At 68.1% G+C, this 25,223-nt stretch carries 24 protein-coding genes; 18 read left to right on the top strand and 6 right to left on the bottom strand.

From position 1 onward, the window contains the following. Nucleotides 1-1,044 precede the first annotated feature (1,044 nt). Entirely contained in the window at nt 1,045-1,473 is a 429-nt protein-coding gene (locus KY661_RS36440) for a hypothetical protein (RefSeq protein ID WP_225414585.1), read from the top strand. Nucleotides 1,474-1,642: 169 nt separating this feature from the next. On the opposite strand, the gene astB is transcribed toward KY661_RS36440, so the two are convergent. Next, nucleotides 1,643-2,965 carry an N-succinylarginine dihydrolase gene (astB, locus tag KY661_RS36435; protein WP_225414584.1) on the bottom strand — a complete coding sequence of 441 codons (1,323 nt, stop codon included), beginning with the start codon at nt 2,963-2,965 and terminating at the stop codon, nt 1,643-1,645. A 17-nt stretch (nt 2,966-2,982) separates the two neighbouring features. Here astB and KY661_RS36430 point away from each other — a divergent pair, with 17 nt between their 5' ends. The 7 genes from KY661_RS36430 to KY661_RS36400 all read left to right on the top strand — a co-directional run bounded on the left by KY661_RS36430 (nt 2,983) and on the right by KY661_RS36400 (nt 9,699). Then, nucleotides 2,983-3,942, top strand: a complete 960-nt coding sequence (locus KY661_RS36430; RefSeq protein ID WP_075011027.1) for a lysophospholipid acyltransferase family protein — start codon at nt 2,983-2,985, stop codon at nt 3,940-3,942. A gap of 14 nt (nt 3,943-3,956) precedes the next feature. After that, a complete protein-coding gene (locus KY661_RS36425; RefSeq protein ID WP_225414583.1) occupies nt 3,957-4,493 on the top strand; it encodes a hypothetical protein in 537 nt (178 codons plus the stop codon). Further along, entirely contained in the window at nt 4,490-5,008 is a 519-nt protein-coding gene (locus tag KY661_RS36420) for an LptA/OstA family protein (protein ID WP_075011029.1), read from the top strand. Before KY661_RS36425 ends, KY661_RS36420 begins: the two co-directional genes overlap by 4 nt. Next, nucleotides 5,005-5,739 carry an LPS export ABC transporter ATP-binding protein gene (lptB, locus tag KY661_RS36415; RefSeq protein WP_075011030.1) on the top strand — a complete coding sequence of 245 codons (735 nt, stop codon included), beginning with the start codon at nt 5,005-5,007 and terminating at the stop codon, nt 5,737-5,739. Before KY661_RS36420 ends, lptB begins: the two co-directional genes overlap by 4 nt. Nucleotides 5,740-5,975: 236 nt before the next feature. Then, entirely contained in the window at nt 5,976-7,490 is a 1,515-nt protein-coding gene (gene rpoN, locus KY661_RS36410; RefSeq protein WP_225414582.1) for an RNA polymerase factor sigma-54, read from the top strand. A gap of 119 nt (nt 7,491-7,609) precedes the next feature. Then, the gene (locus KY661_RS36405) at nt 7,610-8,614 is read left to right on the top strand and encodes a hypothetical protein (protein WP_225414581.1); all 1,005 of its coding nucleotides are present in this window, start codon (nt 7,610-7,612) and stop codon (nt 8,612-8,614) included. 119 nt (nt 8,615-8,733) lie between these two features. Then, nucleotides 8,734-9,699 carry a Ppx/GppA phosphatase family protein gene (locus tag KY661_RS36400; RefSeq protein WP_225414580.1) on the top strand — a complete coding sequence of 322 codons (966 nt, stop codon included), beginning with the start codon at nt 8,734-8,736 and terminating at the stop codon, nt 9,697-9,699. Here the strand turns inward: KY661_RS36400 and KY661_RS36395 are convergent. Continuing rightward, complete coding sequence (locus KY661_RS36395; protein WP_225414579.1) at nt 9,696-11,012, bottom strand: FAD-binding oxidoreductase; 1,317 nt, start codon at nt 11,010-11,012, stop codon at nt 9,696-9,698. The two genes, KY661_RS36400 and KY661_RS36395, sit on opposite strands and share 4 nt — an antisense overlap. A gap of 164 nt (nt 11,013-11,176) precedes the next feature. On the opposite strand from KY661_RS36395, the gene KY661_RS36390 reads away from it, so the two are divergent. The 4 genes from KY661_RS36390 (at nt 11,177) to hpf (ending at nt 14,510) form a co-directional block, all read left to right on the top strand. Next, nucleotides 11,177-11,803: a GNAT family N-acetyltransferase gene (locus KY661_RS36390; protein ID WP_225414578.1), complete on the top strand. Its 627-nt coding sequence runs from the start codon at nt 11,177-11,179 to the stop codon at nt 11,801-11,803. 16 nt (nt 11,804-11,819) lie between these two features. After that, nucleotides 11,820-12,611, top strand: coding sequence for a hypothetical protein (locus KY661_RS36385; RefSeq protein ID WP_225414577.1), 792 nt, complete (start codon nt 11,820-11,822; stop codon nt 12,609-12,611). Between the two features lie 130 nt (nt 12,612-12,741). Continuing rightward, the gene (locus tag KY661_RS36380; RefSeq protein WP_225414576.1) at nt 12,742-13,623 is read left to right on the top strand and encodes an SDR family oxidoreductase; all 882 of its coding nucleotides are present in this window, start codon (nt 12,742-12,744) and stop codon (nt 13,621-13,623) included. Between the two features lie 212 nt (nt 13,624-13,835). Beyond that, nucleotides 13,836-14,510 carry a ribosome hibernation-promoting factor, HPF/YfiA family gene (hpf, locus tag KY661_RS36375; RefSeq protein ID WP_225414575.1) on the top strand — a complete coding sequence of 225 codons (675 nt, stop codon included), beginning with the start codon at nt 13,836-13,838 and terminating at the stop codon, nt 14,508-14,510. A gap of 67 nt (nt 14,511-14,577) precedes the next feature. On the opposite strand, the gene nagZ is transcribed toward hpf, so the two are convergent. Beyond that, entirely contained in the window at nt 14,578-16,353 is a 1,776-nt protein-coding gene (gene nagZ / locus KY661_RS36370; protein ID WP_225414574.1) for a beta-N-acetylhexosaminidase, read from the bottom strand. A 165-nt stretch (nt 16,354-16,518) separates the two neighbouring features. Here nagZ and KY661_RS36365 point away from each other — a divergent pair, with 165 nt between their 5' ends. Together KY661_RS36365 and KY661_RS36360 are read left to right on the top strand one after the other, a co-directional pair. Next, on the top strand, nt 16,519-16,980 hold the full coding sequence (locus tag KY661_RS36365) for a PTS sugar transporter subunit IIA (RefSeq protein ID WP_075011039.1): 462 nt from the start codon (nt 16,519-16,521) through the stop codon (nt 16,978-16,980). A 26-nt stretch (nt 16,981-17,006) separates the two neighbouring features. Beyond that, a complete protein-coding gene (locus tag KY661_RS36360; RefSeq protein WP_225414573.1) occupies nt 17,007-17,852 on the top strand; it encodes a hypothetical protein in 846 nt (281 codons plus the stop codon). A gap of 10 nt (nt 17,853-17,862) precedes the next feature. Here KY661_RS36360 and dtd read toward each other — a convergent pair whose 3' ends face one another. Continuing rightward, the gene (gene dtd / locus KY661_RS36355) at nt 17,863-18,330 is read right to left on the bottom strand and encodes a D-aminoacyl-tRNA deacylase (RefSeq protein ID WP_075011041.1); all 468 of its coding nucleotides are present in this window, start codon (nt 18,328-18,330) and stop codon (nt 17,863-17,865) included. A gap of 192 nt (nt 18,331-18,522) precedes the next feature. On the opposite strand from dtd, the gene dacB reads away from it, so the two are divergent. The 4 genes from dacB to KY661_RS36335 all read left to right on the top strand — a co-directional run bounded on the left by dacB (nt 18,523) and on the right by KY661_RS36335 (nt 23,313). Next, nucleotides 18,523-20,757 (top strand): D-alanyl-D-alanine carboxypeptidase/D-alanyl-D-alanine endopeptidase, encoded by a 2,235-nt coding sequence (dacB, locus tag KY661_RS36350; protein ID WP_225414572.1) that lies wholly within the window; start codon nt 18,523-18,525, stop codon nt 20,755-20,757. A 211-nt stretch (nt 20,758-20,968) separates the two neighbouring features. Then, nucleotides 20,969-21,454 (top strand): single-stranded DNA-binding protein, encoded by a 486-nt coding sequence (locus KY661_RS36345; RefSeq protein ID WP_075011043.1) that lies wholly within the window; start codon nt 20,969-20,971, stop codon nt 21,452-21,454. Between the two features lie 105 nt (nt 21,455-21,559). Then, a complete protein-coding gene (locus KY661_RS36340; RefSeq protein WP_225414571.1) occupies nt 21,560-21,847 on the top strand; it encodes a nuclear transport factor 2 family protein in 288 nt (95 codons plus the stop codon). A gap of 269 nt (nt 21,848-22,116) precedes the next feature. Beyond that, complete coding sequence (locus KY661_RS36335) at nt 22,117-23,313, top strand: site-specific integrase (RefSeq protein WP_225414570.1); 1,197 nt, start codon at nt 22,117-22,119, stop codon at nt 23,311-23,313. Between the two features lie 44 nt (nt 23,314-23,357). On the opposite strand, the gene KY661_RS36330 is transcribed toward KY661_RS36335, so the two are convergent. Both KY661_RS36330 and KY661_RS36325 read right to left on the bottom strand, forming a co-directional pair. After that, nucleotides 23,358-24,500 (bottom strand): hypothetical protein, encoded by a 1,143-nt coding sequence (locus tag KY661_RS36330; protein ID WP_225414569.1) that lies wholly within the window; start codon nt 24,498-24,500, stop codon nt 23,358-23,360. A gap of 30 nt (nt 24,501-24,530) precedes the next feature. Beyond that, a complete protein-coding gene (locus tag KY661_RS36325) occupies nt 24,531-24,908 on the bottom strand; it encodes a hypothetical protein (RefSeq protein ID WP_225414568.1) in 378 nt (125 codons plus the stop codon). Nucleotides 24,909-25,223 lie beyond the last annotated feature (315 nt).

Raw genomic sequence — 25,223 nt, 5'->3', positions numbered from 1 at the left:
TGCGCAAGGCGCGCTACCGAGGTCAGCGCCGTGTGGGATTACAGATGCACTTTGTGGCTGCCGCTTACAACCTGGTGAGAATGGCGAAGCTCATGCCGATGGCCGCATGAGCCGAGAGCCACAGAACTGTCGCCGAGCGGTGCGGCGACAGCCTTCGCATCTGCCTGCTCGCAGGAGGGCGCAGGCCCCGCCAGGAAAATGACCACCCAGCGGGACGTAAGCCCCTCATCTCTTACTTTTTCAGCGGCCTGCTAGGAAGGGGAACCTCTCTCCCCTTCTCATTCCCCAGGAGATGACCATCAGAAAGTGGACCCGTTCCACTCTCGTTTCTTGTGGAAGCAGACGTTTCTGTGCTTCCTCCCACTGCGCGAGAGTCAGAAACGAACTCAAGCTCCGCAGGACATTATTGCCCTCGGTGCTGCGAGCTGGCCAAGCGCACTGAATTGCCAAGTCTACGAGCAGGGGACGAAGGCCTGGCTGTATGCTCTTTGACAGCGCGCTGATGGCGAAGAGCTGGATACGCAGATCCTTCAGTTCCTGCACGCAGTGGATGACGACGCGTTGCTCCTCCAGCGGCAATGTGGGGGCTAGTCGAAGTAGAAGTGCAAGTCGTTGAGGCACTCCCTCCGTCGATGGACTCCCGCGCAAGAACTTACGCAGGGAGTGGGTGGTTAGGCTCGTCATGGCGTCTCTATCCTAGGTTGGCCCTGTGCCCAGCACTACGTATTTGCAGTCCGCCGACTAGAGCACTAGGGTTTTGCCTCTTGGCAAGGCAGGAGCGCTCGGGCATGTCCTATGGAGGGTTGGGTATTGGAGCAGTCTGGGGATATTTGCTGGGCTGGTTAGAAGGCGGACCACGTCACCCAGTTCGCACGTTGTTGGCCTGTGTCCTCGCCACGGTTCTCGTCGGGTTGGAGACTTGGATGTTCGCCGGTCTTAGTGCTGCCTGGACCTTTGGACTGGCCAGTCTAGCCTTCTTCCTGATGCACGCTGGCTTTCGAAGGATATTGAGAAAAACTCGCCGAATTTCATGGAGACAATTCAATGGCTGACCCAATTAGTGCTGCTGTGCCCACCGAAGCTCTCCAACTTTGGGGAGCGGGAGGTTTTGGAGTGCTCATCGGTTGGTATGTCTACTATATCAATCGATATCGAAAGGCGGATGTACAACTCGGTGACTTGGTAACCGTTATTGGCGTACTGGGAGGCGGTGCCATCCTGGCCCTTTTTCCAGCGAAGACGGACCTTTTTGGCGCCTATGGCGTCGGACTCTTCATTGGTTTCTTTTCTTACTTCCTCGTGCTGATCATCCTCGTTTTGATCTCCAAGAACTTCACCGTGGACTGGTTCCTGGATGGTCGCCGGAAGAAGCCAGCTGCTGACTTTTTTATCCCGGACACGGTGGGCTCCACCATGACCGCCATGGGAGATGCTGACAATCGCGGGGGCGGGAAGGGCGGAGGGGTCAACTGATCCATGACGCCACCCATGAGTGCCCAATTTAGGCAAAGTGGGTGGCCACTTACGCCTCGTCTACAAAACGCTGAGCGATGCAATGACAGTTCGGTGCTGCACCGTGTCTGAGGTGCGCACGGACAGCAATGCTTGTAGAGTAGGTTGAGTTCCTCCTTGAGCCTGAGGCTCACTGCTGGAAGTCGTAGACGCTGCCCAGCCGCAGGATGCGGGTCAGCGCGTCGAGCGCCGTCATCGTCTCCCGGGCGAGCGCCGGGTCCTTCAAGTCATCCGGGTAGAGCGTCTCGCGGTAGTGCTTCGTCACCCAGCCGGCCAGCGCCTCGTGCAGCTCCGGGGTGTAGAAGACGTTGGCCTTCACCGCCGCGCGCTCCTCGTCGGTGAGGACGATGCGCTGGCGCAGGCACGCCGGGCCGCCGCCGTTGTTCATGGACTGGCGCAGGTCCAGGTAGTGGACCTGCTTCACCGGGTTGCGCTCGGCCACCACGCGCTCCAGGAAGCGCCGCGCGCTCTCCGTCTCCTGGCTCTCCACCGGGGCGATGATGGCCATGGAGCCATCCGGCAGGGTGAGCACCTGGGAGTTGAAGGGGTAGGCCCTCACGGCATCCTGCGAGGGCAGCTCCGCCTCCGAGGCGACGGTGAAGGTGAAGCCCTCGCCGAGCTTCTGCTGGAGCGTACCCAGCAGCCCGGTGGGGTCCACGAAGGCCCGCTCGTGCAGCATGAGGAAGCCCCCGTTGCCCACGGCGACCACGTCCGTGTGGAACGCCCCCGCGTCGATGCCCTCCGGGTGCTGCTGGGGAAAGAGGGTGCGCTCGGGATCCAACTGGTGCAGCCGGGCCAGGGCCTGGCTGGCCTCCAGCGTCTGCCGGGCGGGGAAGCGCTGGGGGGCGGTGAACTCCTTCCAGCTGCTGCGGCCCCAGGCCAGCAGGTGCACCGCGGCGTGGCCGGGGGTGACGAGCCGGGTGTGGTTGGCCGCGCCCTCGTCGGCGAACTGGCCCCCGCCGGGCAGGGGTGCGTGGACGGCGAAGCGGGCCTCGTCCGCGAAGATGGCGCTCAGCACCGCGTGGGTGGTCTCCGCCTCCAGGGCCCGGTGGAACATCTGCTGGAGGTTGGCGGGCGTCAGGTGCATCCGCCGGTCGCCCGCGTCCGAGGAGGGGGCGCACGTGGCGGCGTTGGCCGTCCACATGGCCGCGGCGCTGGAGGTGAGCCGCAGCAGGTGCTCGGCCTCGCGGGCGGCGCGGGTGATGACCGCCTCGTCCGGGCCGGTGAAGCCCAACCGGCGCAAAGTCCTCAGGGAGGGGCGTGGCTGGGGCGGCAGCACGGCCTGGCCCACCCCCAGTCCCGCCACGAAGCGCATCTTCTCCAGCCCCTGGAGGGCGGCCTGGCGGGGGTGGCTGGGCTTGCCCCCATGAGAGGTGGAGGCCAGGTTACCGGCCGAAAGCCCGCCATAATTGTGGGTAGGGCCGACGAGGCCGTCGAAGTTGTACTCGCGCATTGGGTATAGAACCCCCTGTGGACCGTCCTCCCTTAGCAAAGCGGCTCAAGCGTTTCCTCCGCTACCTGCTCGTGCGGGCCGCATTGGCCCTGGTACACCCCTTGCCGCTGGGGCTGGCGGGGTGGTTGGGGGTGCGTTTCGGGGCCCTGGCGTTCCGGCTGGCCGGAGGGGAGCGGCGCAAGGCGCTGAAGTCCCTGGCCCGGGCCTTCCCGGAAAAGAGCGAGGCCGAGCGGCTCGCCCTGGCGCGCGCCTCCTTCCGCCACCTGGGGGCGGCCATGTTCGAGGTGGGCTGCACGGCGGCGCTGGACCGGGAGTTGAAGCAGCGCGTCACGTGGCCCCCTGCCGAGCGCCGCGTGCTGGAGGAGGCGCTCGCCCGGGGCAAAGGCGTGGTGTTCGTCTCCGGGCATGTGGGCAACTGGGAGCTGCTGGCCCGGCGGGTGGCGAGCGAGGGCTTCCCGTGCCAGAGCATCGCCAAGGAGACGTCGGATCCGCGGCTCACCGCGCTCGTGGGGCGCTTCCGGGAGCGGGGCGGGGTGCGGTGCATCTGGCGGGGGCAGGACGGCGCGGCCCGGCACATGCTCCGGGCGCTCAAGGGCGGGGAAATCCTGGGGCTGCTCATCGACCAGGACACGAAGGTGCAGTCCTTCTTCGTGCCCTTCTTCGGGGAGCTGGCCGCCACGCCCCGGGCGGCGGCGGACCTGGCGCTGCGCACCGGGGCGGCGGCGGTGGTGGGCTTCTGCCAGCGCCAGGCGGAGGGCGGCTACCTGCTGACGATGCGCGAGGTGCCCCTGCCCACGCTGGAGGACCGCGAGGAGGCGGCCCGGGCGTTGACCGCGGCGCTCTCCACCGAGATTGAGGAGGCCATCCGCCGCACGCCCGAGCAGTGGGTGTGGATGCACCAGCGGTGGAAGACGCGGCCCTCGGATGAACCCTCGACACTCGCCGCACGGGGTGGGGCGCCCGTCCCGGCCCGGTGATAGGAAACGCCTGCGTGCCACGCTCTCTGCCCCCTCGCTTCCTGCTCCTCCTGGCCGCCGCCTGCGGCGCGCCCCCGGCGGCCCAGGGCCCGGCCTCCGAGCCGCCCCAGGTGGTGCTCACCGGCGTGCAGCTCCAGTCCTACGAGGCCGAGCGGCTCGTGCTCTCCGGGCGGGCCGAGCGGATGACCTACCAGCGCTCCGAGGGGCTGTTCACGGCCACGGACGCGGTGCTGCGCTTTCCGGCCCCGTCCGGGGCCCGCCCGTCCCCCGAGGGCGGGACGGAGGTGCGCGCGCCGCTGATGGAGGGGAGCCTCTCCACGCGCCAGCTCGAGGCCTCCGGGGGCGTGGTGCTCCGGAGCCCGGAGGGCGTGGTGGCACGCGCGCCCCGGGCCACCTATGACGCGCCCGCGCAGACGGTCCGCGGCCGGGAGGGCGTGGCCGCGCAGGGGCAGGACTATTCGCTCCGGGCCGATGCGTTCAGCATGTCCCTGCCGGAGGGGACATTCACCTTCGAAGGCTCGGTGGAGACCGTGGTGGGAGGGGCACAGTGATTGAATTCCTCGCGATGGCGTTTCTCGTCGCCGGGCCCTCGGCGCCGGCCGATGGCGGCACGGACGGGGGCACGCGGACGCCCCTGCACGGGGCCGCGGCGCTGAAGGACCCGGTGGACATCACCGCGGGCCTGGTGACGGGCGGCCGGGACTCGGCGGTCTTCACCGGCAACGTGCGGGCCAGGCACCGCACCCTGGAGCTGCGCTGCGAGAAGATGACGGCCTTCTATACGCAGGGCCGCGAGGTGACGCGCGTGGAGTGCACGGGCGGGGTGGAGGCCCAGGACGGGGACCGCTTCGCCCGGGGCGAGCGCGCCGACTACAACGTGGCGAACGGCGTGCTGGTGGTGACGGGCTCCCCCGAGGCCCGGCAGGGCACCAGCTCCGTGACGGGCACCAAGGTCCGCCTGACGCTGGGCAGCGAGCGCATCGAGGTGGAGAACGCCCGCATCCTCATCGAATCGGCCCCCAAGGCCACCCCGCAGCGGGGCAAGCCCGGCCCGAAGAAGCCATGAGCGCCGGGCGGCTGTGGGCCGAGGGGCTCCAGAAGAGCTACCGCAAGCGCCAGGTGGTGCGCGGCGTCTCCTTCACCGTCACCCAGGGCGAGGTGGTGGGGCTCTTGGGCCCCAACGGCGCCGGGAAGACGACGAGCTTCAACATGGTGGTGGGGCTCGTCACCCCGGACGCGGGCCGGGTGCGCGTGGAGGACGACGACTTGACGCACCTGCCCATGCACCGGCGGGCGCGCCGGGGCCTGGGGTACCTGCCCCAGGAGGCCTCCGTGTTCCGCAAGCTCACGGTGCGGCAGAACTTCCTGGCCGTGCTGGAGCTCCAGAAGGGGCTGGACCGCAAGGCGCGCGAGGCCCGGGCCACGGCGCTCATCGAGGAGTTCGGCCTGGGCCACGTGGCGGACTCGCTCGGCGAGACGCTCTCGGGCGGCGAGCGGCGGCGCGCGGAGATTGCCCGCTCCCTCATCCCCAACCCCCGCTTCATCCTCTTCGACGAGCCCTTCGCCGGGGTGGACCCCATCAACGTCGGGGACCTCCAGAAGCAGATTGCCCTGCTCCGGGAGCGCGGCCTGGGCGTGCTCATCACGGACCACAACGTGCAGGACACCCTCGGCATCTGTGACCGGGCGTACATCATTGCCCAGGGGCAGATCCTCGAAGAGGGCACCCCGGCGCAGATCGCCGCCTCCCCGCGCGCGCGCGCCGTCTACCTGGGCGAGCGCTTCCGGCTGCTATAAGCCCGGGGCCGCTTTGGCCCAGCGCTTGCGTCAACAGGTGAACAGCCGGGGAGCGTTGGCCAAAAGCCCCCTAACTCTGTGATTCCACAGAGGAAATTCGCTAATGCAAGCGAGAGGCCACACTGGCAGACACTAGACGAATCAGAGGGGTCTTGCTAGTTTGGCACGGTCCTTGATTGGGGGCGGTTCGCGTCCCCGTCAAGGCCCTGTTTCTCCGCGGTGGGGAGTCCTCGTTCATGGGTATGGAACTCAAGCAAAGCCTGAAACTCACGCAGCAGCTGGTGATGACGCCGCAGCTGCAACAGGCGATCAAGCTTCTCCAGCTCTCCAGGATGGAGCTGCTGGAGCAGGTTCGGGAGGAGATGGAGCAGAACCCGCTCCTGGAGCAGCCGGAAGAGCAGGCCCCGGGCGATGTGTCGGACAAGGAGCCCGGGGAGGCCTCGCTGGAGGCCGCCAACCTGGAGGTCCACCAGGACCGGGACGCCACCCCGGTGGGCGACAGCACCCCGGAATTCAAGGGGGACTCGGACAACCCGCCCGAGATTGACTGGGAGGCGTACCTCAACAGCTACCAGTTCAACGAGCAGAGCACCGCCTCCAACCGGGGCAACGTGGCCACGGAGGACATGCCGTCCTTCGAGGCCAACATGGTCAAGAAGGAGGACCTGGTCGACCATCTGCAGGAGCAGATGGGGATGCTGCGGCTGAACGAGGCCGAGCGCCGGGTGGCCATGCTCATCATCGGCAACCTGGACGATGACGGCTACCTGAAGCTGCCGGACGTGGAGGGCGACCCGCTCATCCGCCTGACGAACGAGGCGGACGTGCCCATGTCCGTGGCGGAGCGCACGCTGCGGCGCATCCAGGCCCTGGAGCCCAAGGGCTGCGGCGCCCGGGACTTGCAGGAGTGCCTGCTCATCCAGGTGCAGTGCCTGAAGGACCGCCATGCCCCGCTCTTGGGCATGATGATCAAGCGGTACATGAAGTACCTGGAGAGCAAGAACCTGCCGGCCATCGCCAAGGAGCTGAAGGTCCCCATGGAGGACGTGGTGGCCGCGGCGAAGCTCCTGCCCAAGCTGGACCCGAAGCCGGGCCGCAACTTCAGCGGCGATGACGCGCCGTACATCACCCCGGACGTCTTCATCTACAAGATGGGCGAAGAGTACACGGTGGTGCTCAACGACGACGGCCTGTCCAAGCTGCGCATCTCCGGGGCGTACCGGAACGCGCTGAAGAACGGCGCGGTGTCCCCGGGCCAGGCCAAGGAGTTCATCCAGGACAAGCTGCGCAGCGCGCAGTGGCTCATCCGCTCCATTCACCAGCGCCAGCGCACCATCTTCAAGGTGACCGAGAGCATCGTGAAGTTCCAGCGGGACTTCCTGGACAAGGGCATCGCCCACCTGCGGCCGCTCATCCTCCGGGACGTGGCCGAGGACATCGGCATGCACGAGTCCACCGTGTCGCGCGTCACCACCAGTAAGTACGTGCACACCCCGCAGGGCATCTTCGAGCTGAAGTACTTCTTCAACTCGTCCATCGCGCGCGTGTCCGGCGACGACACGGCCAGCGAGGCGGTGAAGCACCACATCAAGCAGCTCGTGTCCCAGGAGAACCCGCGCGAGCCGTACTCGGACCAGAAGATCGTCGAGCTGCTCAAGGCGCAGGGCACCGAGATTGCCCGCCGCACGGTGGCCAAGTACCGGGAAGTGCTGGGCATCCTCCCCAGCAGCAAGCGCAAGCGCTACTTCTGACCCACCCCGGGTGTGTAAAAAGCGCCCAAGGTAGGCAACGGTAATTCAAGGTGGCCGAGAATCCAGGTGTCCCTCCGGGGCCCTGGATTCTCCAGGGTCCATGCCCTGTGAAGGCCGCTATGACCCTCCGAGCCACCCCCGCCAGCGCCCCGGTCCTTCCCCCCTCGAACCCTCCGGCCAAGGCGGTGAACACCGCCTCGTCCATCCCCACGGGCACGGTGGTGCAGCCGCTGAGCGTGGCGGACTACGCGCTGGCGAAGAAGCCCGAGGGGGTGGCCGGCCACGGCTTCGAGCAGAAGGCGGCCCTGAAGCAGGTGGGCGACCCGCAGAAGAACGGCGTGGGGGTGGGCCAGGCCCAGGTGAGCGGCGAGTCCTTCTTCGAGCACGCCCCGGGCCACCTCCAGGCGCAGGCCCAGGGCGAGGCGGCGCTGACGGCCGTGTCCGGCAAGTTCTCGCACACGCACGAGGGGCGGCTGGGCACCACCGAGGTGAAGGCGGAGTTCGAGGTGGGCGCCCGGGTGAAGGGCGAGGTGGGCGGCACGCTGTCCCGGCTGGAGGCCGCGGTGGTGGGCCACGCCAAGGCGGATGGGTTCGCTGGCGCCCGCGGGGAGTTCTCGGTCGAGCAGAAGCAGGGCAAGCACTTCAGCGAGTCGCTGCAGGGCTCCGTCAAGGCGGGGGCCATGGCCACCACGGTGGCCACGTTCGCCTTCGAGCCGAAGCAGGGCACGGCCATGGCGAAGGTGGGCTTCTCGGCGCTGGCGGGCGCGCAGGAGGGCGTCAGCGGCGAGCTGAAGCTGGGCGTGGTGCGCCTGTCGGGCGGCATCTCCGCGAAGCAGGGCGTGGGCACGAGCTTCCAGGTGGGCGCCGGCATCAAAGACGGGCGCATCTCCCTCAACGCCAACATCGGCGCCGCGGTAGGTCTGGGCGCGGGCGTCAACGTGGGCGTGACGGTGAACGGCAAGGCCATCGCGCACAACGCCCATGTGGCCGGGCACGCGGTGAAAGAGGGCGCCCACGCGGTGGGCCACGCGGTGAAGGAGGCAGTGCACCACCACCACCACCGTCCTGGACAGGGCGAGCCCACGCAGGCCGCCACGGGCAACGTCCGCCGCGTCCGCTGGTAGCGGGGCACCAGGCAGGCAAGCAGGGCCCTGGATTGAAAATTCTGTGTGAACACGGGAAGCAGTCACCGGGCTGTTACAGAGGCCATCTAGGTTGCTGGGAGATGAAAGGCCCACTGCCCATGGCTCTTGCGACGTCCCGCTCCCTGTTCGCCGCCATCGACGTTGGTACCAATGCTGCCCGCCTGGAGATGGCCCGCCTGGGGCCCGGGGGCCTGGAGCGGGTCCTCAAGGAGCGGGAAGCCATTCGCCCAGGGGAGGGGGTATTCGCCCGGGGCACCATGTCGCCCGAGGCCGTGGACCGGCTGGTGGACACCTTGCGGCGCTACGCGGTGCTGTGCCGCCGCCACAAGGCCCGGGTGCGCGCGGTGGCCACCAGCGCCCTGCGCGAGGCCCGCAACCAGACGAAAGTCCTGCGGCGGGTGCTCGAGGAGACCGGCTTGGAGCTGGAGGTGGTGAGCGGCGAGGAGGAGGCCCGGCTCATCTGCCTGGGCGTGCTGCACCGCACGCCGCCCCGGGAGCGCTCGCTGCTGGTGGACATCGGCGGAGGCTCCACCGAAATCGTGCTCGCCACGGGCGAGCGGCCCCAGGGGCTGTGGAGCCTGCCGCTGGGCGCGGTGCGGCTCTCGCAGCACTTCGACACCGCCGGCGAGGTGACGCCCGCGCAGCTCCGGCGGATGCGGGAGGACGTCGACGCGCGGCTGCGCGAGTCCCTGCCGGGCTTCGTGCCGCGGCTGCCCCGGGTGGCGCTGGGCTCCTCGGGCTCCATTCGCGCGGTGGTGGAGTTCGCGGCGGGCGAGGGCGGCGAGGCCTCCCCGGCGCAGCTCACCCGGGCCGTGGAGGCGCTGGCGCGGATGTCGCCCCGGGAGCGGCGCGAGCACTTCGAGGAGCGGCGCGCGGACATCATCGTCGCGGGCGCCCTGCTCCTGGAGCGGGTGGTGCAGCACCTGGGCGTGGAGCGCGTCCTCGCCGTGAAGCGGGGCCTGCGCGACGGCGTGCTCGCGGATCTGCTCTCCCGGGAGGAACTGGCGGCCCGTCCTGGCACCGCCCCCCTGCCCCGCCGGGCCGCGGGGGCCCGCGGGGCCTAGAACAGCGGGGCCCCGAGAATCGTGCCCGGGTCGTACTCGGCCTTCACGGCGCGCCAGGCCTCGAAGGTCTCCGCGCCGAACTGCCGGCGGTAGAAGTCCGCGCTCTTCGGGTGGTAGCCGTACAGGTAGACACGGCCGCCGAGCGACAGACACGCATCGATGGCCTGATCGAACTTGGCCCGGTACTCGTCCAGGAAGGACTTGGGAATCGTGTGGTACGGGCCCGAGAAGGTGTTGATGACCTCCGCGCCCGAGGACATGGGCGACAGGGGCAGGCGGCTGCCGGGCGGACGCGCGCGCAGGATGGTGCCGTAGGTGCCCATGGTGAACCGGGGGTCCTTGAAGAGGGACTGGTGGATCCGCCGGAACTCATCGGCCTTGTCCGAGGGCAGGAAGTAGTCGTTCCAGAGGTGGTAGACATCCTCCTCGCTCTTGGCGAGCCCCGCCTCCTTCAGCCCATGGAGGAGCTGCGACATCACCCCGGTCGCGGCGGTGTTCTTGTAACGGTAGAACTCGGGGAGGAACTGGGCGCCCTCGGGCAGCTCCGCCGGCTCCTCCTCGACGTCGCGCGCCAGCAGCACCATGTTCTGCTGGAAGGCGAGGTAGTGCAGCACGAGGCAGTGGTCCCAGGGCTGCGGCGCGTCGAGCACGCGCCGGGTGATGCTCGCGAGCGTCTCCGTGCTGTAGGGGGAGTCCGCGAAGTTCAAGGCGTGAGGGCGGTTGCGCGCCACTTTCAGGTACGCGTGGGCGATGAAGCCCGTCTGGCCCAGGCCGCAGAGCGTGTACTGGAAGAGCCGCGCGTGAGGGCCCTCCGGACGCGCGTGCACCAGCTCCCCCGTGCCCGTGACGATGTCCAGCGCCACCACCTGGTCCACCTGGCCGCCGTGGAAGAGCGACATCGAGCCGAAGCCGCCCACGGACAGGGTGCCTCCGACGGTGTGCGAGCGGTAGTCGGTGAGCACGATGTTCGACAGGCCCAGCGCGTTGAGCCGGTCCTGGAGGTCTCCCCAGGTGAAGCCCGCGCCTACCTTCACCTCGAGCTCCCCGGTCCGCTCGAACGCTGTCAGCCCATGGATGTCCAGGACGAGGTGCTCCGAGAGCGCCTGTCCATTCGCGCTGCACCCATGGCCCCGGGCAACGGTGCGCAGGCCGTGCTGGTGGGCGTACCGGACCGTCTCTTGAACGTCTTCCACGGTCTGCGGCCGGACCACGGCGCGGGGAGGGAGGCGGGTGAGCCGGCTGAAGTCCCGGGCAAACTCCCCAGGGGCGGGTTCAAGAAGACTGCCACGGATCCGGCGAGCAAGTTCTTGCATGGGGAGGAGAGGGAAAGGGGTGAAAGGAAAGGCCCCCAGCGGGAGCCGCCACGTCGGGTGTCTGGAATGGTGAAGGGGAACTGAACAGATGTCGACCCCCCCTCCTCCCACCCCTCCGTCGTTTCGTTTGACGGGCCCCCCGGCTGCCCACGCACGATAGGCGCATGCACCTGCCGCCGGAGCTTCCCCGCCGAGCCCTCATTCCGTTGATCGTCCCACCCGTGACGCTAGAGGGGCACGGGGTGCGGCTGGAGCCGCTGCGCTCCGGGCATGCGGGGGCGCTGGCCGCGCTCTGTGAGGACACCGTCTTCGAGTTCACCACGCAGGTGCTCCGCACCCAGGCGGATCTCGAGGGCTACATCGCCGCGGCGCTGAAGGGGGCGGAGCAGGGAACGGAGCAGCCCTTCCTCATCCGAGGCCTGGACACGGGCGAGCCCCTGGGGACCACGCGCTACATGGCCATCTCACGCCACGACCGGACGCTGGAGATTGGCCACACGTGGCTGGCGCGCCCGGCGTGGCGCACGCACGTGAACACCGCGTGCAAGTACTTGCTGTTTCGCCACGCCTTCGAGACCCTTCAGGTGATGCGGGTTCAGCTCAAGACGGACCAGCGCAATGCGCGCTCGCGGGCGGCCATCGAGCGGATCGGCGCGAAGTTCGAGGGCATCCTGCGCCACCACATGCTGGTGCGCGACGGCGTGGTCCGGGACACCGCGTACTATTCCCTCCTGGACACCGAGTGGCCGGAGGCGAAGGCCCGGTTGGAGGAGCGGCTGCGGCGGGAATGATAGGGTGCCGGGCCCCATGATTCGCTCCCGCTCTGTCCGCGTGTTGTCCCCTGTGGTGTGCTCCCTGCTCCTGTCCGGAGGGCTGGCCGGCTGCGGCGGCCGGACCGAGGCCCCCTCGGTGCCCCTGTCCGCGTTCGTGGACCGCACCCTGACGTACACGCTGGTGGACGTGGATGACCTCGAGAACCCGGACGCGGCGGGTTCCCACCGCTTCACGGTGACCTTCTCCCAGCCGGACCGGGGCTGTACGCGGCTGGCCGAGGGCGTGGTGGCCACCTTCAACGGCCAGCCCATGAACCTGAACCTGGGCGGCATCCCCGGCTCGGGCGGTGGCCGCGAGTCCTGCGAGCAGACGCAGGCCTGGTTCGACTTCGAGCCGGAGGTCTGGGAGGCCGAGCCCCTCGAGGACATCCGGATCTTCCTGCAGGAGCCGGCCGGGGAGTCCACCGTGTCGCTCATCCTCCGGCGGGCCAAGGCCAAGCGCCGCTTCGCGTACCAGGGCGTGGGCAGCGGGACGACGCTGCGCAGGGGGCAGACCTACTCCTATCTCTGGGAGCCCGCGGAGGAGGTGCCGGGAACCGCGACGGTGACGCTGCTGCGCGAGCAGGGGCGGGCGCCGGCCACCCTGGAGTCCGCGCAGGACGGGGGGCTCGTGAGCTTCAAGCTCCCGGCGGCCACCCCCACCGCCACGCACCTGCTGCGCCTGCTCGCCACCACCCCGGGCGAGGTGACGGAGTGCGGAGGGGTGGCGCGGTGCGAGGGCTCGTTCCTCCACTCCAGCGACTACGAGGTCAGCGTGGTGCAGTGAGCCGCCGGCTGCCCGGCCTCCAGGGAACGGAGCCCGGGCGGGGAAGGGGGCGGCACGGCCGGGGCGGGTTGCCGGGGGGGCGGGGCGCTCCCACCGTGCCGGAGAACCCTTTGACTGAACCGGAAGACCCATGCCCCGCAATCCTGATCCCCGCACCGCTGGCCCCCAGACGCCCTTTCCCGAGCAGACCCAGTCCCACCCTGGCATCGAGGCGCGCATGTCGCCGGCGCCCGACTACGGCGAGGACTCCTACAAGGGCCTGGGCCGCATGAAGGACCGGGTGGCGCTCATCACCGGCGGGGACAGCGGCATTGGCCGCGCGGTGTGCCTGGCCTTCGCCCGCGAGGGCGCGGACGTGGCCTTCGGCTACCTCAACGAGCATGAGGATGCGCAGAAGACCCAGCGCATCATCGAGGGCGCGGGGCGCCAGGTGCTGGCGATGCCCGGAGATTTGGCCATCGAGGCGCACTGCCGCGAGCTCGTGGAGAACACGGTGAAGCGCTTTGGCCGCATCGATGTGCTGGTGAACAACGCCGCTTTCCAGGGCAAGGCGGTGGAGAAGTTCGAGGAGCTGGATGCGGAGCGCATCGAGCGCGCCTTCCGGGTGAACATCCTGGCCATGTTCCACCTGGTGCGCCTGGCGCTGCCGCACATGAAGCCGGGCAGCTCCATCATCAACGTCGCCTCCGTGCAGGCGTATCAGCCCTCCGCGCCCATCCTCGACTACGCGAGCACCAAGGGCGCCATCGTCACCTTCACTAAGGGGCTCTCGCAGTCGCTCATCGAGCGCGGCATCCGCGTCAACTCCGTGGCCCCGGGCCCCGTGTGGACGCCCATCATTCCCCAGTCTTACGAAGGTGAAAAGGTGCAGAAGTTCGGCGAGAACACCCCCATGGGCCGCCCGGCGCAGCCCGCCGAGCTGGCGCCCTCCTTCGTGTTCCTCGCCTGCGATGAATCCCGCTACGTCAACGGTGAAATCCTCGGCGTGACGGGTGGAAAGGTGCTGGCCTAGCCTCCGCTGAGGCTGGAAAAGCGCAGCCGGACGTGGGGAGAGGGGCCCGCCTCCGTGGGAATAAGGTCTTTTTCCGCATGTCGGATGGATGGCAGTCCCCATTCCGGGGACAGCCCTCAAGCAGGCGAAGGACGGGGCTGGGTTGCTTTTGTCCCCGCAGACCGTTTCTGATCTGTGACGGAGCACCGTCCTACCCACGGAGGCAGCTACGCATGCAGATGAACATCACCTTCCGTCAGTTCGGCACGTCGGATTCCCTCAAGGAGTACGCGCGGGAAAAGGTTGACCGGGTCAACCGCTTGCTGGACCGCGCGGGGGAGGCGCACGTGGTGCTCTCGCTGGAACGCCACCTGCACCACGCGGACATCACCATCCACTCGGGCTCGTGGGTGCTGCGGGGGCGTGAGAAGAGCGAGGACATGTATGCGTCCATCGACCTGGCGATGGACAAGATCGAACGGCAGCTGCGCCGCTACAAGGACAAGCTGAAGACGCACCACGGCAAGGAGCGCGTGCACCACCGGCAGGGCCTGGTGGATCAGCTGGCGCGCGGCGTGCGCCACGCCGTCTTCGACATGCCCGAGGATCAGGACGCGGCCCCCGCGGCCCCCGTGGAGACGAAGGCCCCGGCCGCCCCGGCGCCCTCCGCGGAGGCCTCCCAGGACGAGAGCACCCACCGCGTGCTTCGCACCACGCACCTGACCGTCAAGCCGATGCGGGTGGACGAGGCGGTGATGCAGATGAACCTGATGAACAACGACTTCTACGTGTTCCACAACGTGGAGACGGATTCGATGTGCGTCCTCTACCGCCGCAAGGATGGGCAGTACGGCCTCATCGAGCCGCATGAGCCGGCCCCCGCGGCCGCGGCGGCCTCGGGCCGCTAGCCGCTCCCGCGTGCGTGCGCTCCGCCGTCCTTCGTGAGGAGGCGGGGCGCGCCGCGGACCTTCCCCTTCAGGGCGCCGCCTCCTGGGCAACGGACGGGGGGCGGGGCGCGGGCGGGGGCGTGGCCGAGGCCTGCTTGCGCCCCGTGAGCTCCAGCCCATGGCCGAAGTGGAGCTCTCTCAAGTTGACGGGCAACCGCCCCGGCGTGCCGATGTCCCCGACGAGGGCCGCGGCGGCGGCATCCGTGGCGGCCGGCTGGTACGAGTAGATGGCGAGCACCGCGCGCGCCTCCTCCACCCGCTCCGCCAGGTAGGGCAGCCCCATGGACACCACGGCCACGGGCCGGCCGGTGGCGGCCGCCGCGGTGACGAGCTCCTGCTGCCGGGCATTGATGAGGCCCACCACCACCACATCCGCCGCGAGCGCGGCCTTCCGGGCCTGCTGGCGCAGCGCGGCCCGGCGGGAGGCGGAAGGGTAGGCGGGCACGCTGAGCACGGTGACGTGGGGGGCCCGGGCCTGGAGCGCCTCGCCCAGGGAGGCCTCCGCGGTGATGACGGCGATGCGCGCGGTGCGCGCCAGGGGCAGGGTGCCCGCCTGGTTGCGCAAGAGCGTGACGGAGGCGCGGGCGATGAGGTGCGCCACCTCCCCGTTGTCCGGGGGAGGCGGGGAGGCCAGGCGCTCCTCCAGCAGCGGGGGGGCCTGGAAGAGCCCCCGGCGCAGCTTGGCCACGAGGATGCGGCACACGGCCTGCTCCAGGCGCCCGGCGGACAGCTCGCCCGAGTGGACCGCGGCGAGCAGGGCCTCGTACACCTCGATCTTCTTCTCGTGGCGCCAGGGGACGAGCACCATGTCCGCCCCCGCCTTCACCGCCAGCACCGCAGCGCGGCCCACCCCGTAGCGCTGGACGATGGCCTCCATCTCCAGCTCGTCGGTGAGCACCAGCCCGTCGAAGCCCAGCCCCTGGCGCAGCAGCCCCTCCAGCACCTGGGGGCTCAGCGTCGCCGGCACCTCGTCGCCCGTCAGGTGGGGGATGGCCACGTGGGCCGTCATCAGCCCATCCAGCCCCTCCTGGAGCACGGCGCGGAAGGGCTCCATCTGCGCGAGCACCTCCTCGCGCGTCTCGCGCATGACGGGCAGCGCCTCGTGGCTGTCCGTGCTGGTGGAGCCGTGCCCCGGAAAGTGCTTGGCCACGGTGACCAGGCCCGCCTCCTGCTGCCCCCGCGCGAACGCCCGGCCCATCTCCGACACCAGGGACACGCTGTCCCCGTAGGAGCGGATGCCGATGACGGGGTTCTGGGGGTTGAGGTTCACATCCAGCACGGGCGCCAGGTTCATGTTGAAGCCCAGCCGCCGCAGGTCCTCCCCCTGCGCACGACCCGCGGCGTAGGCCAGCTCCGCGGAGCGCGTGGCCCCCAGGGCCATGTTGCCGGGCAGCCGCACCACTTGGTCGCTGACGCGCATCACGTTGCCCCCCTCTTGATCCAGCGCGACGAAGGGGGGGATGTGGTCGGCCAGCAGCCGGCGCAGGCCATCGTTCAGGCGGGCCACCTGCCGGGCGCTGGCGATGTTGTGCTTGAAGAGGCACACGCCCCCCACCCGCCGGCCGCGCACCAGGGCCTCCACGTCCTCGTCGAGCCGCGTGCCCCGGAAGCCCACCATCATCACCTGGCCCACCCGGTCCTCCAGGGACAGGGAGGCGAGCAGGGCCTCCACGCGCTCCAGGTCCACGGGGGCGCTGGGGACGGGGGGCGCCAGGAGCGGGGCCCCCTCGGGGGGGGCGGCCCACGCGGCACACGTGCCGAGCAACACCAGGAGCAGGACGGGGGACAGGGGACGGACAGGCACTGGGGGGCACACTAACCGAGCCCCCCGCCCCCCTCCATCTTCCTGCCATCCTGGTGGCTGGTGAGCGAAGCGGGCGGGAAGCGTCCCGGACAGGGCAGGCGACCCTTGCACGAAAGGGTATCGAGGAGTAATTGCCCGTCGAGGAGCGCCACCGCGGGAGCGTCAGTGAGAATCGCCGAGTTTCTCAGCCCTCAAGCCATCATCGCGGACATGCAAGCGCGCACCAAAACCGAGGTGTTGCGCGAGCTGAGCGCGGCGCTGGTGCGGGCTCACCCGAACCTCCAGGAGGACAAGCTGGCCGAGGTGCTGCGCGAGCGCGAGAAGCTCGGCTCCACGGGCATTGGCGAGGGGGTGGCCATCCCCCACGGCAAGCTGCCGGGGATGACGCAGCTCCTGGCCACCTTCGGCGTGTCGCGCCAGGGGCTGGACTTCGAGGCGATCGACGGCAAGCCCACGCACCTGTTCTTCGCCCTGGTGGCGCCCGAGAACAGCGCGGGGGTCCACCTCAAGGCCCTGGCGCGCATCTCCCGGCTCTTCAAGAATCCCCGCTTCCGGGCGGCCATCCTGGAGGCGCCCACCGCGGCGGACATTCACGCCCTCATCGTCCAGGAAGACGCGCGCCCCTGACGGGGGCCGGTGGGCCGGGGAGAACCATGGACGTCGTCCTTCGGCCCATCAACGAGCGGTTCTTCCAGGACACGGTGCTGCCGTTCCTCACCCAGGCCATGACGGACGCCCCCGGGGCCCTGTCGGACCTGGCCCCGAGGGTGGCGGACGAGGAGATCCGCTTCCTCTGTGAGCGCCTGGAGGGCTCGGCCCTGCCGGGTGGGCTGAACGCGGTGGAGCCCGAGCCCTGGACGCAGCTCGTGGAGCGGCTCGTCTTCCTCCAGTGGCGCGAGGGCCCGGCCGGCTGGGGGCTCGAGGGCGCCCGGGCCGGCTACGCGGGCGACTGGGACGAGGCGCTGCACCTGGCCCTGATGGTGGAGTCGCCGGACTACCCCTACTGGGATGCCCGGGCGGCCCGGGCCGAGCGGGATGCCTGCCGGCTCAAGCCCCCGGAGCGCCTGGGGCTCGCCTCGATGGTGGCGGGGCTCTGGGAGCCCTTCCCGGCATTTCCTCCCGACCAGGTCTTCTCCACCCAGGGGCGGGGCGGCTACGTCCCGGGCGAGCACCTGGCGTTCGCGGACTGGACCTGGCGGCCCTCGGCGCTCGTGCTGCAGTGGCACGTGAACCTGTTCCGCAAGCTGGAGCGGCTGCTCGCGCGGGAGCAGGCGCGGCTGCGGCTGGCCTCGCTGCCGGAGCGTGACGAGGTGCTGGCCTACTGGGCGGGGAAGGTGCCCCAGCCCCCGGCGCTGGTGGTGAGCTTCTCGGGCCTGGGCGCCCGGGCCACCCAGTGGATCCGCGAGCTGGGGGTCATCACCGGCCATGTCCGGGAGGCTGCCCTGGGCCGCAGCGCCCTGGTCTCCCTGGTGACGAAGGGCAGCCAGGCCCGGTTCTGAAGGGCGCGCCTCAGGGCGCCGGGGCGGGGACGGCCGGGCCCGGGGTCTCCACCAGCAGGGTGACGGGGCCATCGTTGACGAGCGCCACCTTCATGTCCGCGGCGAAGACGCCGGTGCCCACCGTGAGCCCGCGCGCCCGGAGCCCCTCGCACACGCGCTCGTAGAGCACCTTGGCCCGGGCGGGCTCCAGGGCCTCGGTGAAGCTGGGCCGCCGGCCCTTGCGCGTGTCCCCATAGAGGGTGAACTGGCTGACGACGATGAGCTGCCGGTGGGTGTCCTCCAGCGACAGGTTCATCTTCTCGTCCGCGTCCTCGAAGATGCGCATCGTGGCCAGCTTCTCCACCATCCAGGGCACGTCCGCCTCCGAGTCCCCCTTGCCCACCCCGAGCAACACCAACAACCCGGGGCCGATCTGGCTGACCCGCTCCCCGCCCACCGAGACGGATGCCTCGAGCACCCGCTGCACCACTGCCCGCATCGCACACCTCCTGCAATGACCGAGGGCTATGTACGCTGCTGTCATGAGAGAGGCCATGGCATTCCCGAGGAAGTTCGCGGACTCCGGGGTTGCCCGGGAAGCAAGCACCCAGCCACGAACGCCCGGCCCCTTCCTCACTTGACCCTTTCACGCCTGCTTTTCCATGATGGCGGCCACTTCCCCGGAGAGCGTGTGCAGGTTCATCGAGCCAACTCCATTTTGGCCGCGGCGGCCGTATTCATCCTGTCGCTTCCCTCGGCTTCAGCGGCGCCCGCGGACAAGCGGGCGGAGCGCGAGGCGTTGAAGACCGCGCTGCTCGACGTCATCCAGACGACGCCCCTGAAGACCAGCCGGGTCGGCATCCACATGATCAGCGTGGATGACGGCTCGGTGATCTTCAGCCAGAACGCGGACGAGCTGCTCAACCCCGCCTCGAACGTGAAGCTCGTCACCGCCGCGGCGGCGCTGGTGACGTTGGGGCCCGAGTTCCGCTTCGACACCGAGTTCATCATCGACGCGGAGCTGCCCGCGGACGGCAAGGTCAAGACGCTCTACGTGCGCGGCAAGGGCGATCCGTCCATGACGACCGAGCGCCTGTACGCGAGCGTCTCGGAGCTGTTCCACACGGGCCTGCGCGAGGTGCAGGACATCGTCATCGACGACTCGTGGTTCGACACCGAGCGCACCCCGCCCGGGTATGACCAGGAGGACTCGGACCGGGCCTACATGGCGCCCACGGGCGCGGTGAGCCTCAACTGGAACGCGGCGGCCATCTACCTGCGGCCCGGGGGCGCGCCCGGCGCCAAGGGCGTGGTGGAGATGGAGCCCCCGAGCGACTACTTCACGGTGGAGAGCGCCTTGACGACGGGCAGCAGCCGGGCCCGCCGCGTCTCCGTCACCAGCAAGCCGGGCGGGGAGAAGCAGAAGATCCTCGTGCGCGGGCAGCTGCCGGAAAACGAGGGCAGCCTGAGCGTCTGGAAGAAGATCGACAGCCCGCCCATGTACTTCGGCTACACGCTGAAGCAGCTGCTCACCGTGCGGGGCATCAAGGTCAAGGGCCGGGTGAAGCAGGGGCTGGCGCCCTCGCGGGCGAAGCTGCTGTACGTGGCCCAGTCGGAGACGTTCGACGTCATCCTCAAGCGGCTCAACAAGCTCTCCAGCAACTTCGTGGCGGAGATGCTGCTCAAGGCGATGGGCGCGGAGCGGGGCGGGGCCCCGGGCAGCTTCCAGAAGGGCGTGGCGGTGGTGGAGTCCTTCCTGGAGCGCGACGTGGGCATCCCCAGCGGCACCTACGTGATGAAGAACGGCAGCGGGCTGAACGACGCCAACCGGTTCTCCGCCTCGCAGCTCAACCGCATCCTGCGCCACATGTACGAGCGCTTCCCGCTGTCCCCTGAGTACCTGTCCTCGCTGGGCATCGCCGGCAAGGACGGCACGCTGAAGTACCGCTTCGAGGGCAGCGAGGCGGTGGGCCGGCTGCGCGCGAAGACGGGCACGCTGGAGAACGTGTCGGCGCTGAGCGGCTACGTGCAGGCGGCCGGCGGCGAGAAGTTCATCTTCGCCATGATGGTGAATGACTACTCGGGCCGCTCGGGCCCGGTGGTGCGGGGGCTGGACGCGCTGGGGGCGGCGGTGGCCGCCAGCGGCTCGGTGCTGGGCCCCTCGCGCGCGGTGGCCGCCATCTCGGACAGCACCCGCCCGGCGGCGGATGGGGGCGAGGTGGCCAGCCGCATCAAGACGTACCTGGAGCTGGGCAAGCAGCGCGACCAGCGCAACATCAGCTTCCTGCGCACCGCGTGGCGCAGCGAGAAGGACCCGGCGGTGCGCGCGGTGCTGGCCGAGAGCCTCTACCAGTCCAACCCGAACGACTACCTGGGGGCGCGGACCCTGCTGGACAGCTACTCAGCGGGGGCGGACGTGTACGGCCGGCTGCGCGCGGTGGCCAAGGTCCTGTCCATGGAAGTGCCCGGCGTGACGAGCATGGTGGAGCTGGCGGCGGGCGGCAACGCCGAGGCGCTCGTGCGCGTGGTGGAGCTGGCGGCGGCTTCCCGGGGCGACGTGACGGCCGAGTCGGAGCTGGCCCTGGCCCTGGGCGAGGTGGCCCGCACGGCGCCGGAGGAGCTGGTGGTGGCGCTGCGCGAGGCGGGCGGCGCGGAGCGGGACACCTCCGTGTCGCTGCTGGCGCGGGGCCTGGTGCAGTCGGGCGAGGCCGAGCACCCGTTCTGGAAGTCGCTGCGCAAGCAGCTCGGGGCCACGGATCCGGCGCTGGCAGCGTTCGCGCGGGGCCTGGACGCGACGCTGTCCCAGAAGGTCGCCGAGGCGAAGGCCCCCCAGGGGCCCATCGTCCTGCCCACGGTGGTGCCGGGCTCCGTCATCCCCGGCGGCAGCGCGCCGGCCCAGACCGCCGAGTCGCGGCCGGGCGGGTGAGCCGAGGCCCCTCGCCCGCTACAGGGGTGTAGGGAAGTGCCCGGAGGGGCTCCTCCGGACAAGCAGGCAAGCGTGCCCCGGGGCCGCCGCGCGCCAAGAACGCGATGCGATGACAGTCCCAGGGTATAGCTTCAGTATTCCACCGGTGGTTACCGGGGAATGAAGCCGCTCCGTGGTGGAGGGGCTATCGGCAGAGAAAGGAAGAGCAGTCATGGCTGGAGGCGTCAACAAGGTCATTCTCATTGGCAACCTCGGCGCGGACCCGGAGGTGCGCTTCACCCCGGGTGGCCAGGCGGTCGCCAACTTCCGGATTGCCACCAGCGACAGCTGGACGGACAAGAACGGACAGAAGCAGGAGCGGACCGAGTGGCACCGCATCGTCGTCTGGGGAAAGCTCGCGGAGCTGTGCGGCGAGTACCTGAAGAAGGGCCGGCAGTGCTTCGTGGAAGGCCGGCTCCAGACGCGGGAGTGGACGGACAAGGAGAACCGGAAGAACTACACCACCGAGGTCGTGGCCAGCTCGGTCACCTTCCTGGGTGGGCGTGACGCGGGTGAGGGCTCGAGCTCGGGCATGGGCGGCCGCCGCAACGGAGGCGCTTCCTCCCGTGGAGCCGACTCCGACTACGGTCCTCCGCCTCCGGGAATGGACGACGGCATGAACCAGGGCGGCAGCGGGGACGACGACATCCCGTTCTAACGCACTTGCCCAGGGGCCCCGTCACCCGGGGCCAACGCAGTCAGAACCGGCCGCTTCCCAGCACAGGGGAGCGGCCGGTCTGTTTTCCGGCAAAAGAAGAGGCTGATGGCGACGGATCCGATCCATGGCTGGCACGCGTATCTGGCCGCACCGGCACGCGAGGCACTCAACGCGCTGCTCGCCGACCACGTCGTCTTCCTGAGCCCGGTGGTGCACACGCCGCAGGAGGGCAAGGCGGTGACGATGAAGTATCTCACCGCCGCCACCGAGGTTCTTGGAAACCCCTCCTTCCGCTACGTCGGAGAGTGGCGTCGCGAGCGCTCCGCAGTGCTGGAGTTCGAGTGCACGCTCGACGGCAGCATCGAGGTTAACGGCGTCGACATGATCGAATGAGACGAGACCGGCCGCATCATCCGCTTCAAGGTCATGCTCCGGCCGATAAAGGCGCTCAAGGTGGTGGTGGCCGCGATGGGCGCGGCGCTGACGCGGCTGGGATAGGCTCCAAGCCCGCAGAGCGGCAGGTTCGAAAGCCGCCGCTTCCAAGCCGAGCAACCCGCCGCTTTCAAGGCGCCGCCCTCTGAAAACGGGGGCGGCACTTGCATTTGGGGACCAAATCCGGTTTTTTGGGACCAAAAAAGGACCAAACCGGAGGCGGTAACGGCATGAGTACCAAGGTGTGGATCGGCAAGTGGTCGGGTGGGCGGATGTTCGCAGGCAAGGACGGGCGCCCCGTCTACGTGCTGCGCAAGATGATCAGCGGGCGGAACTACACGATCCACCTGGACGCGCGCAGCGAGGCGGAAGCGGAAGCGGAACTCGCCTTGTTCGTGCGCGATCCCGAGGGCTACCGCACGCGAGGCGAGGCCCAGAAGATCAAGAACGAGTCTGCCGTATTCATGGACGCGGCAAACGTGGCTCGCTACCTCGAACACATGAAGGGCAAGGGGACGACCGAGCGCTACGCGAAGAACGTGGGCTTCTACTTGGCCGGGTGGGCCGCTGGGCTCGCGGGGCGCGACCTTCGCACCGTCACCGTTCAAGACCTGCTGCGGGAGTTGAAGAAGCACAAGACCGCGCGCAAGAACCGGATCACCGCGCTCAAGTCCTTCTGTGCGTGGCTGCGGGAAGTCGAGGGCGCGTTGACTGCGGGCGAGGACGCATCGATCTCCCTCAAAATCCCGGTGGCCCGTCCTGAGAAGTCCGTGCGGGAGAAGGGCTACAGCATCGAGACAATCGAGCGGGTCTACAGCGCGATCACCGGCTGGGAGTTCAGCAACTTCAACCGCGAGGAGACGCGGCAACGCACGGACGTTCAATGCGTGCGCGACGTGCTGTGCATCCATGCCAAAACGGGGATGCACGGCACGGAGATCGAACGACTGGCGCGCGGTGAGGGCAAGGTGTCCCTCGTGGAAGAACCGGGCGAGATCGCCGCAACCGTCACGTTCATTCACAAGAGCGGGCAGGTCCACCGTCAGAGCATCGACCGTCAGACGTTGGGAGCGGTGCAACGACTCCAGGCGCGCGGCGCGGCTCCCGTAGACAGCCATATCCGCCGCGTAGTGCGGCGTGCATGCAAGGCGGCGCGGCTGCCTCTGGTGCGCTTCGGAGAACTGCGCCATAGCTTCGTAACGTGGGCCTCGGAGAGCGGACAGGAAGTGCGGCCCAAGTCGGGAGGGCTGCCTCTGGCGGCTGTTGCCGCCGTGGTGGGCCACTATTCCGCGCATACGACCAAGCGTTTTTACGAGAACGTGAAGGTGCCCCCCATGATCAAGATCCCGATCAAACTGGAGCACCCCGAGGATCCCGTGATGCTGCCTGTGCGCCGTGCTAAGCTCAAACTGGCTGAATCAGCTTGAGTCCTTCAAGACCCGTCCTCTCGAATAGAGCTGAGGTCTTATTATTACTCTAGTAGTAATTCTACCCCCACATAGGCCCCGACCGGACTGACCTCATGAGCTTCGTTCTGAGATGAGGCTTTCCTTCGTGCCTCCGTCCTAGCCCTTGCAGAAACTCCTTCCAATGCTTGCCCAAAGGAACTTTTCACCCACTGGTCCACCATTTCTTTTCTCAGGCCAAACTGAGCGCGCGTTCCTCTAATACGGCGACCATCTTTTTCCGAACGAGGTTTGCTAAGCTCACGAGAAACATGCGTGACAATCACCTCCTCATTCGCTGGGTGAGAGCGCTCTCCTTCGTTGAGAAGTCTCTTCAACGTGTTTATAACGAGGGGATCGCCTGTTCTACCCTCTGCCACTGCATTCGCTTCTCTTGGAAGTCCCATCAAGCGCAATGTTGAAGCAATCTCGCCTTGCGCTGCAATTTGAAGCGCTTCTCCAGGCTTTGTTGGGATGGAGTCAGGCCCTTCATCCGCTGGCGGATCAACGATCATGCAGCGAGCGCTCTCCGGCGAGCCATTCTGCGGGAAATACAATCCAGCAACAAGCGACTCTCCGAGAAGTGATTTAGGCTTAAAAACCAAGTTGCGCTTCTGAGGGATTCCGCGTTTTACCGCGTTCTCCAGCGCATCTATGACTTGGGTTCCTTTGCACTCGATCACATGGAGCTTCGTGAACGAACTGTCGATCGCAATAAAATCCGGCGTCTTTGCTGGTCCACGCTTGGCCTTCCTGTGTGTTTTGATTGCGTTGGGATGATACTGTTTAAGCCATGTCACAAAGTATCCGGCAGGAACCAGACTCACCAAGCCAAGGGTGTCGATCAGGACCTTGCATGTAAGCCCCATCCCAAGATCGTCACTAAGGATGGTCTTCTGATGCGGATCGATATCTGACCACTCCGAGCGCAAGCGAAGGCCTGGACCATCATCAAACGCCGCCACATAACGCAAAAAGGCCCAATATTCGGCAAGCTCAAATCCATACCCTATTGGCGGGGCCGTGCATTTTGCTATATGAATTAGTACTTCTAGCATGTCTATGTTTGGCGATGTCCCGTCAAGTTGAAGCAGTGACAACGGAGGTGTTTTCCCTCTTGGCCAAGTTGAACTCGGCACATCAAACCGTACTGTTCGATTGAGCGGCACTTGTGCCTCCTGCAAGAAATGCTGGAATGACTACAGACCAGAAACGCTGAGTCTATCAACGGTTGCGTTCGCGAAATGCATTTGCCCCAGGAAGGACGAACGCCAATACTCCACTAAGGAAGCCAATACTCCACTAAGGAAGACGAGACGGAGCGAGAGGGCGACATGCTCTGCTGTTGCAGCCGCGAACAAGATCCAGCACATCGTTCCAAGCAAAACCATGCTCTGCAACGCCCCCGGTAACCATGCCCACGCCTTGAAAATGGCTCCCACTTCGCGGTCTTTCCATACGAGCGAGGTGAGAAACCAAAAGAAAATTAGAAACATGGACCCAAAAGCTGCGATGCCATATCCGGCAACAAATGCTAAAATGTACGTAGTGATGATTCTGAATGGAGATTCGTCCACGGGTGCTCCCTCAGCTTACAGTAATCGACCATAGCAGTTTTCGAGCCACCGCGTGACCTTGACGTAGAGTCCATTGCGCCGGTCAAGAGAGCCGAATCAGCTTGAGGATCGCGGCACTCTCCCGCCTGCCCTGCCCGGTATCGCGCCGGGCGGGGCGCCGCTTGAGCTTGGGGATTTCTGGCTCGCGGTCCACGCGCTCTAGAAGCGCTTCCAGACTCTTCGCGCAGATCATCGCGGTCCGTAACCGTTCACCGCCTCAGGCAGCATTCGCGAGCAGAGGCGTGTCCACAATGGGCAGCAGCGAGGGCGTCGGCA

The sequence above is a fragment of the Allostigmatella hybrida genome (assembly GCF_020103775.1).
Classification (GTDB): domain Bacteria; phylum Myxococcota; class Myxococcia; order Myxococcales; family Myxococcaceae; genus Hyalangium; species Hyalangium aurantiaca.
The sequence above is the reverse complement of the archived record's forward strand: the minus strand, read 5'-3'. Positions and strand labels throughout refer to the sequence as shown.

Bases quoted from the DNA above. Each gene is read 5' to 3' on its own strand.
- KY661_RS36400 (WP_225414580.1), top strand. From the start codon at position 8,734: ATGGCTCTTGCGACGTCCCGCTCCCTGTTCGCCGCCATCGACGTTGGT.
- astB (WP_225414584.1), bottom strand. From the start codon at position 2,965: ATGCGCGAGTACAACTTCGACGGCCTCGTCGGCCCTACCCACAATTAT.
- rpoN (WP_225414582.1), top strand. From the start codon at position 5,976: ATGGGTATGGAACTCAAGCAAAGCCTGAAACTCACGCAGCAGCTGGTG.
- KY661_RS36380 (WP_225414576.1), top strand. From the start codon at position 12,742: ATGCCCCGCAATCCTGATCCCCGCACCGCTGGCCCCCAGACGCCCTTT.
- KY661_RS36405 (WP_225414581.1), top strand. From the start codon at position 7,610: ATGACCCTCCGAGCCACCCCCGCCAGCGCCCCGGTCCTTCCCCCCTCG.
- KY661_RS36345 (WP_075011043.1), top strand. From the start codon at position 20,969: ATGGCTGGAGGCGTCAACAAGGTCATTCTCATTGGCAACCTCGGCGCG.
- KY661_RS36390 (WP_225414578.1), top strand. From the start codon at position 11,177: ATGCACCTGCCGCCGGAGCTTCCCCGCCGAGCCCTCATTCCGTTGATC.
- KY661_RS36360 (WP_225414573.1), top strand. From the start codon at position 17,007: ATGGACGTCGTCCTTCGGCCCATCAACGAGCGGTTCTTCCAGGACACG.
- lptB (WP_075011030.1), top strand. From the start codon at position 5,005: ATGAGCGCCGGGCGGCTGTGGGCCGAGGGGCTCCAGAAGAGCTACCGC.
- dtd (WP_075011041.1), bottom strand. From the start codon at position 18,330: ATGCGGGCAGTGGTGCAGCGGGTGCTCGAGGCATCCGTCTCGGTGGGC.
- KY661_RS36340 (WP_225414571.1), top strand. From the start codon at position 21,560: ATGGCGACGGATCCGATCCATGGCTGGCACGCGTATCTGGCCGCACCG.
- KY661_RS36440 (WP_225414585.1), top strand. From the start codon at position 1,045: ATGGCTGACCCAATTAGTGCTGCTGTGCCCACCGAAGCTCTCCAACTT.
- hpf (WP_225414575.1), top strand. From the start codon at position 13,836: ATGCAGATGAACATCACCTTCCGTCAGTTCGGCACGTCGGATTCCCTC.
- KY661_RS36395 (WP_225414579.1), bottom strand. From the start codon at position 11,012: ATGCAAGAACTTGCTCGCCGGATCCGTGGCAGTCTTCTTGAACCCGCC.
- KY661_RS36335 (WP_225414570.1), top strand. From the start codon at position 22,117: ATGAGTACCAAGGTGTGGATCGGCAAGTGGTCGGGTGGGCGGATGTTC.
- KY661_RS36385 (WP_225414577.1), top strand. From the start codon at position 11,820: ATGATTCGCTCCCGCTCTGTCCGCGTGTTGTCCCCTGTGGTGTGCTCC.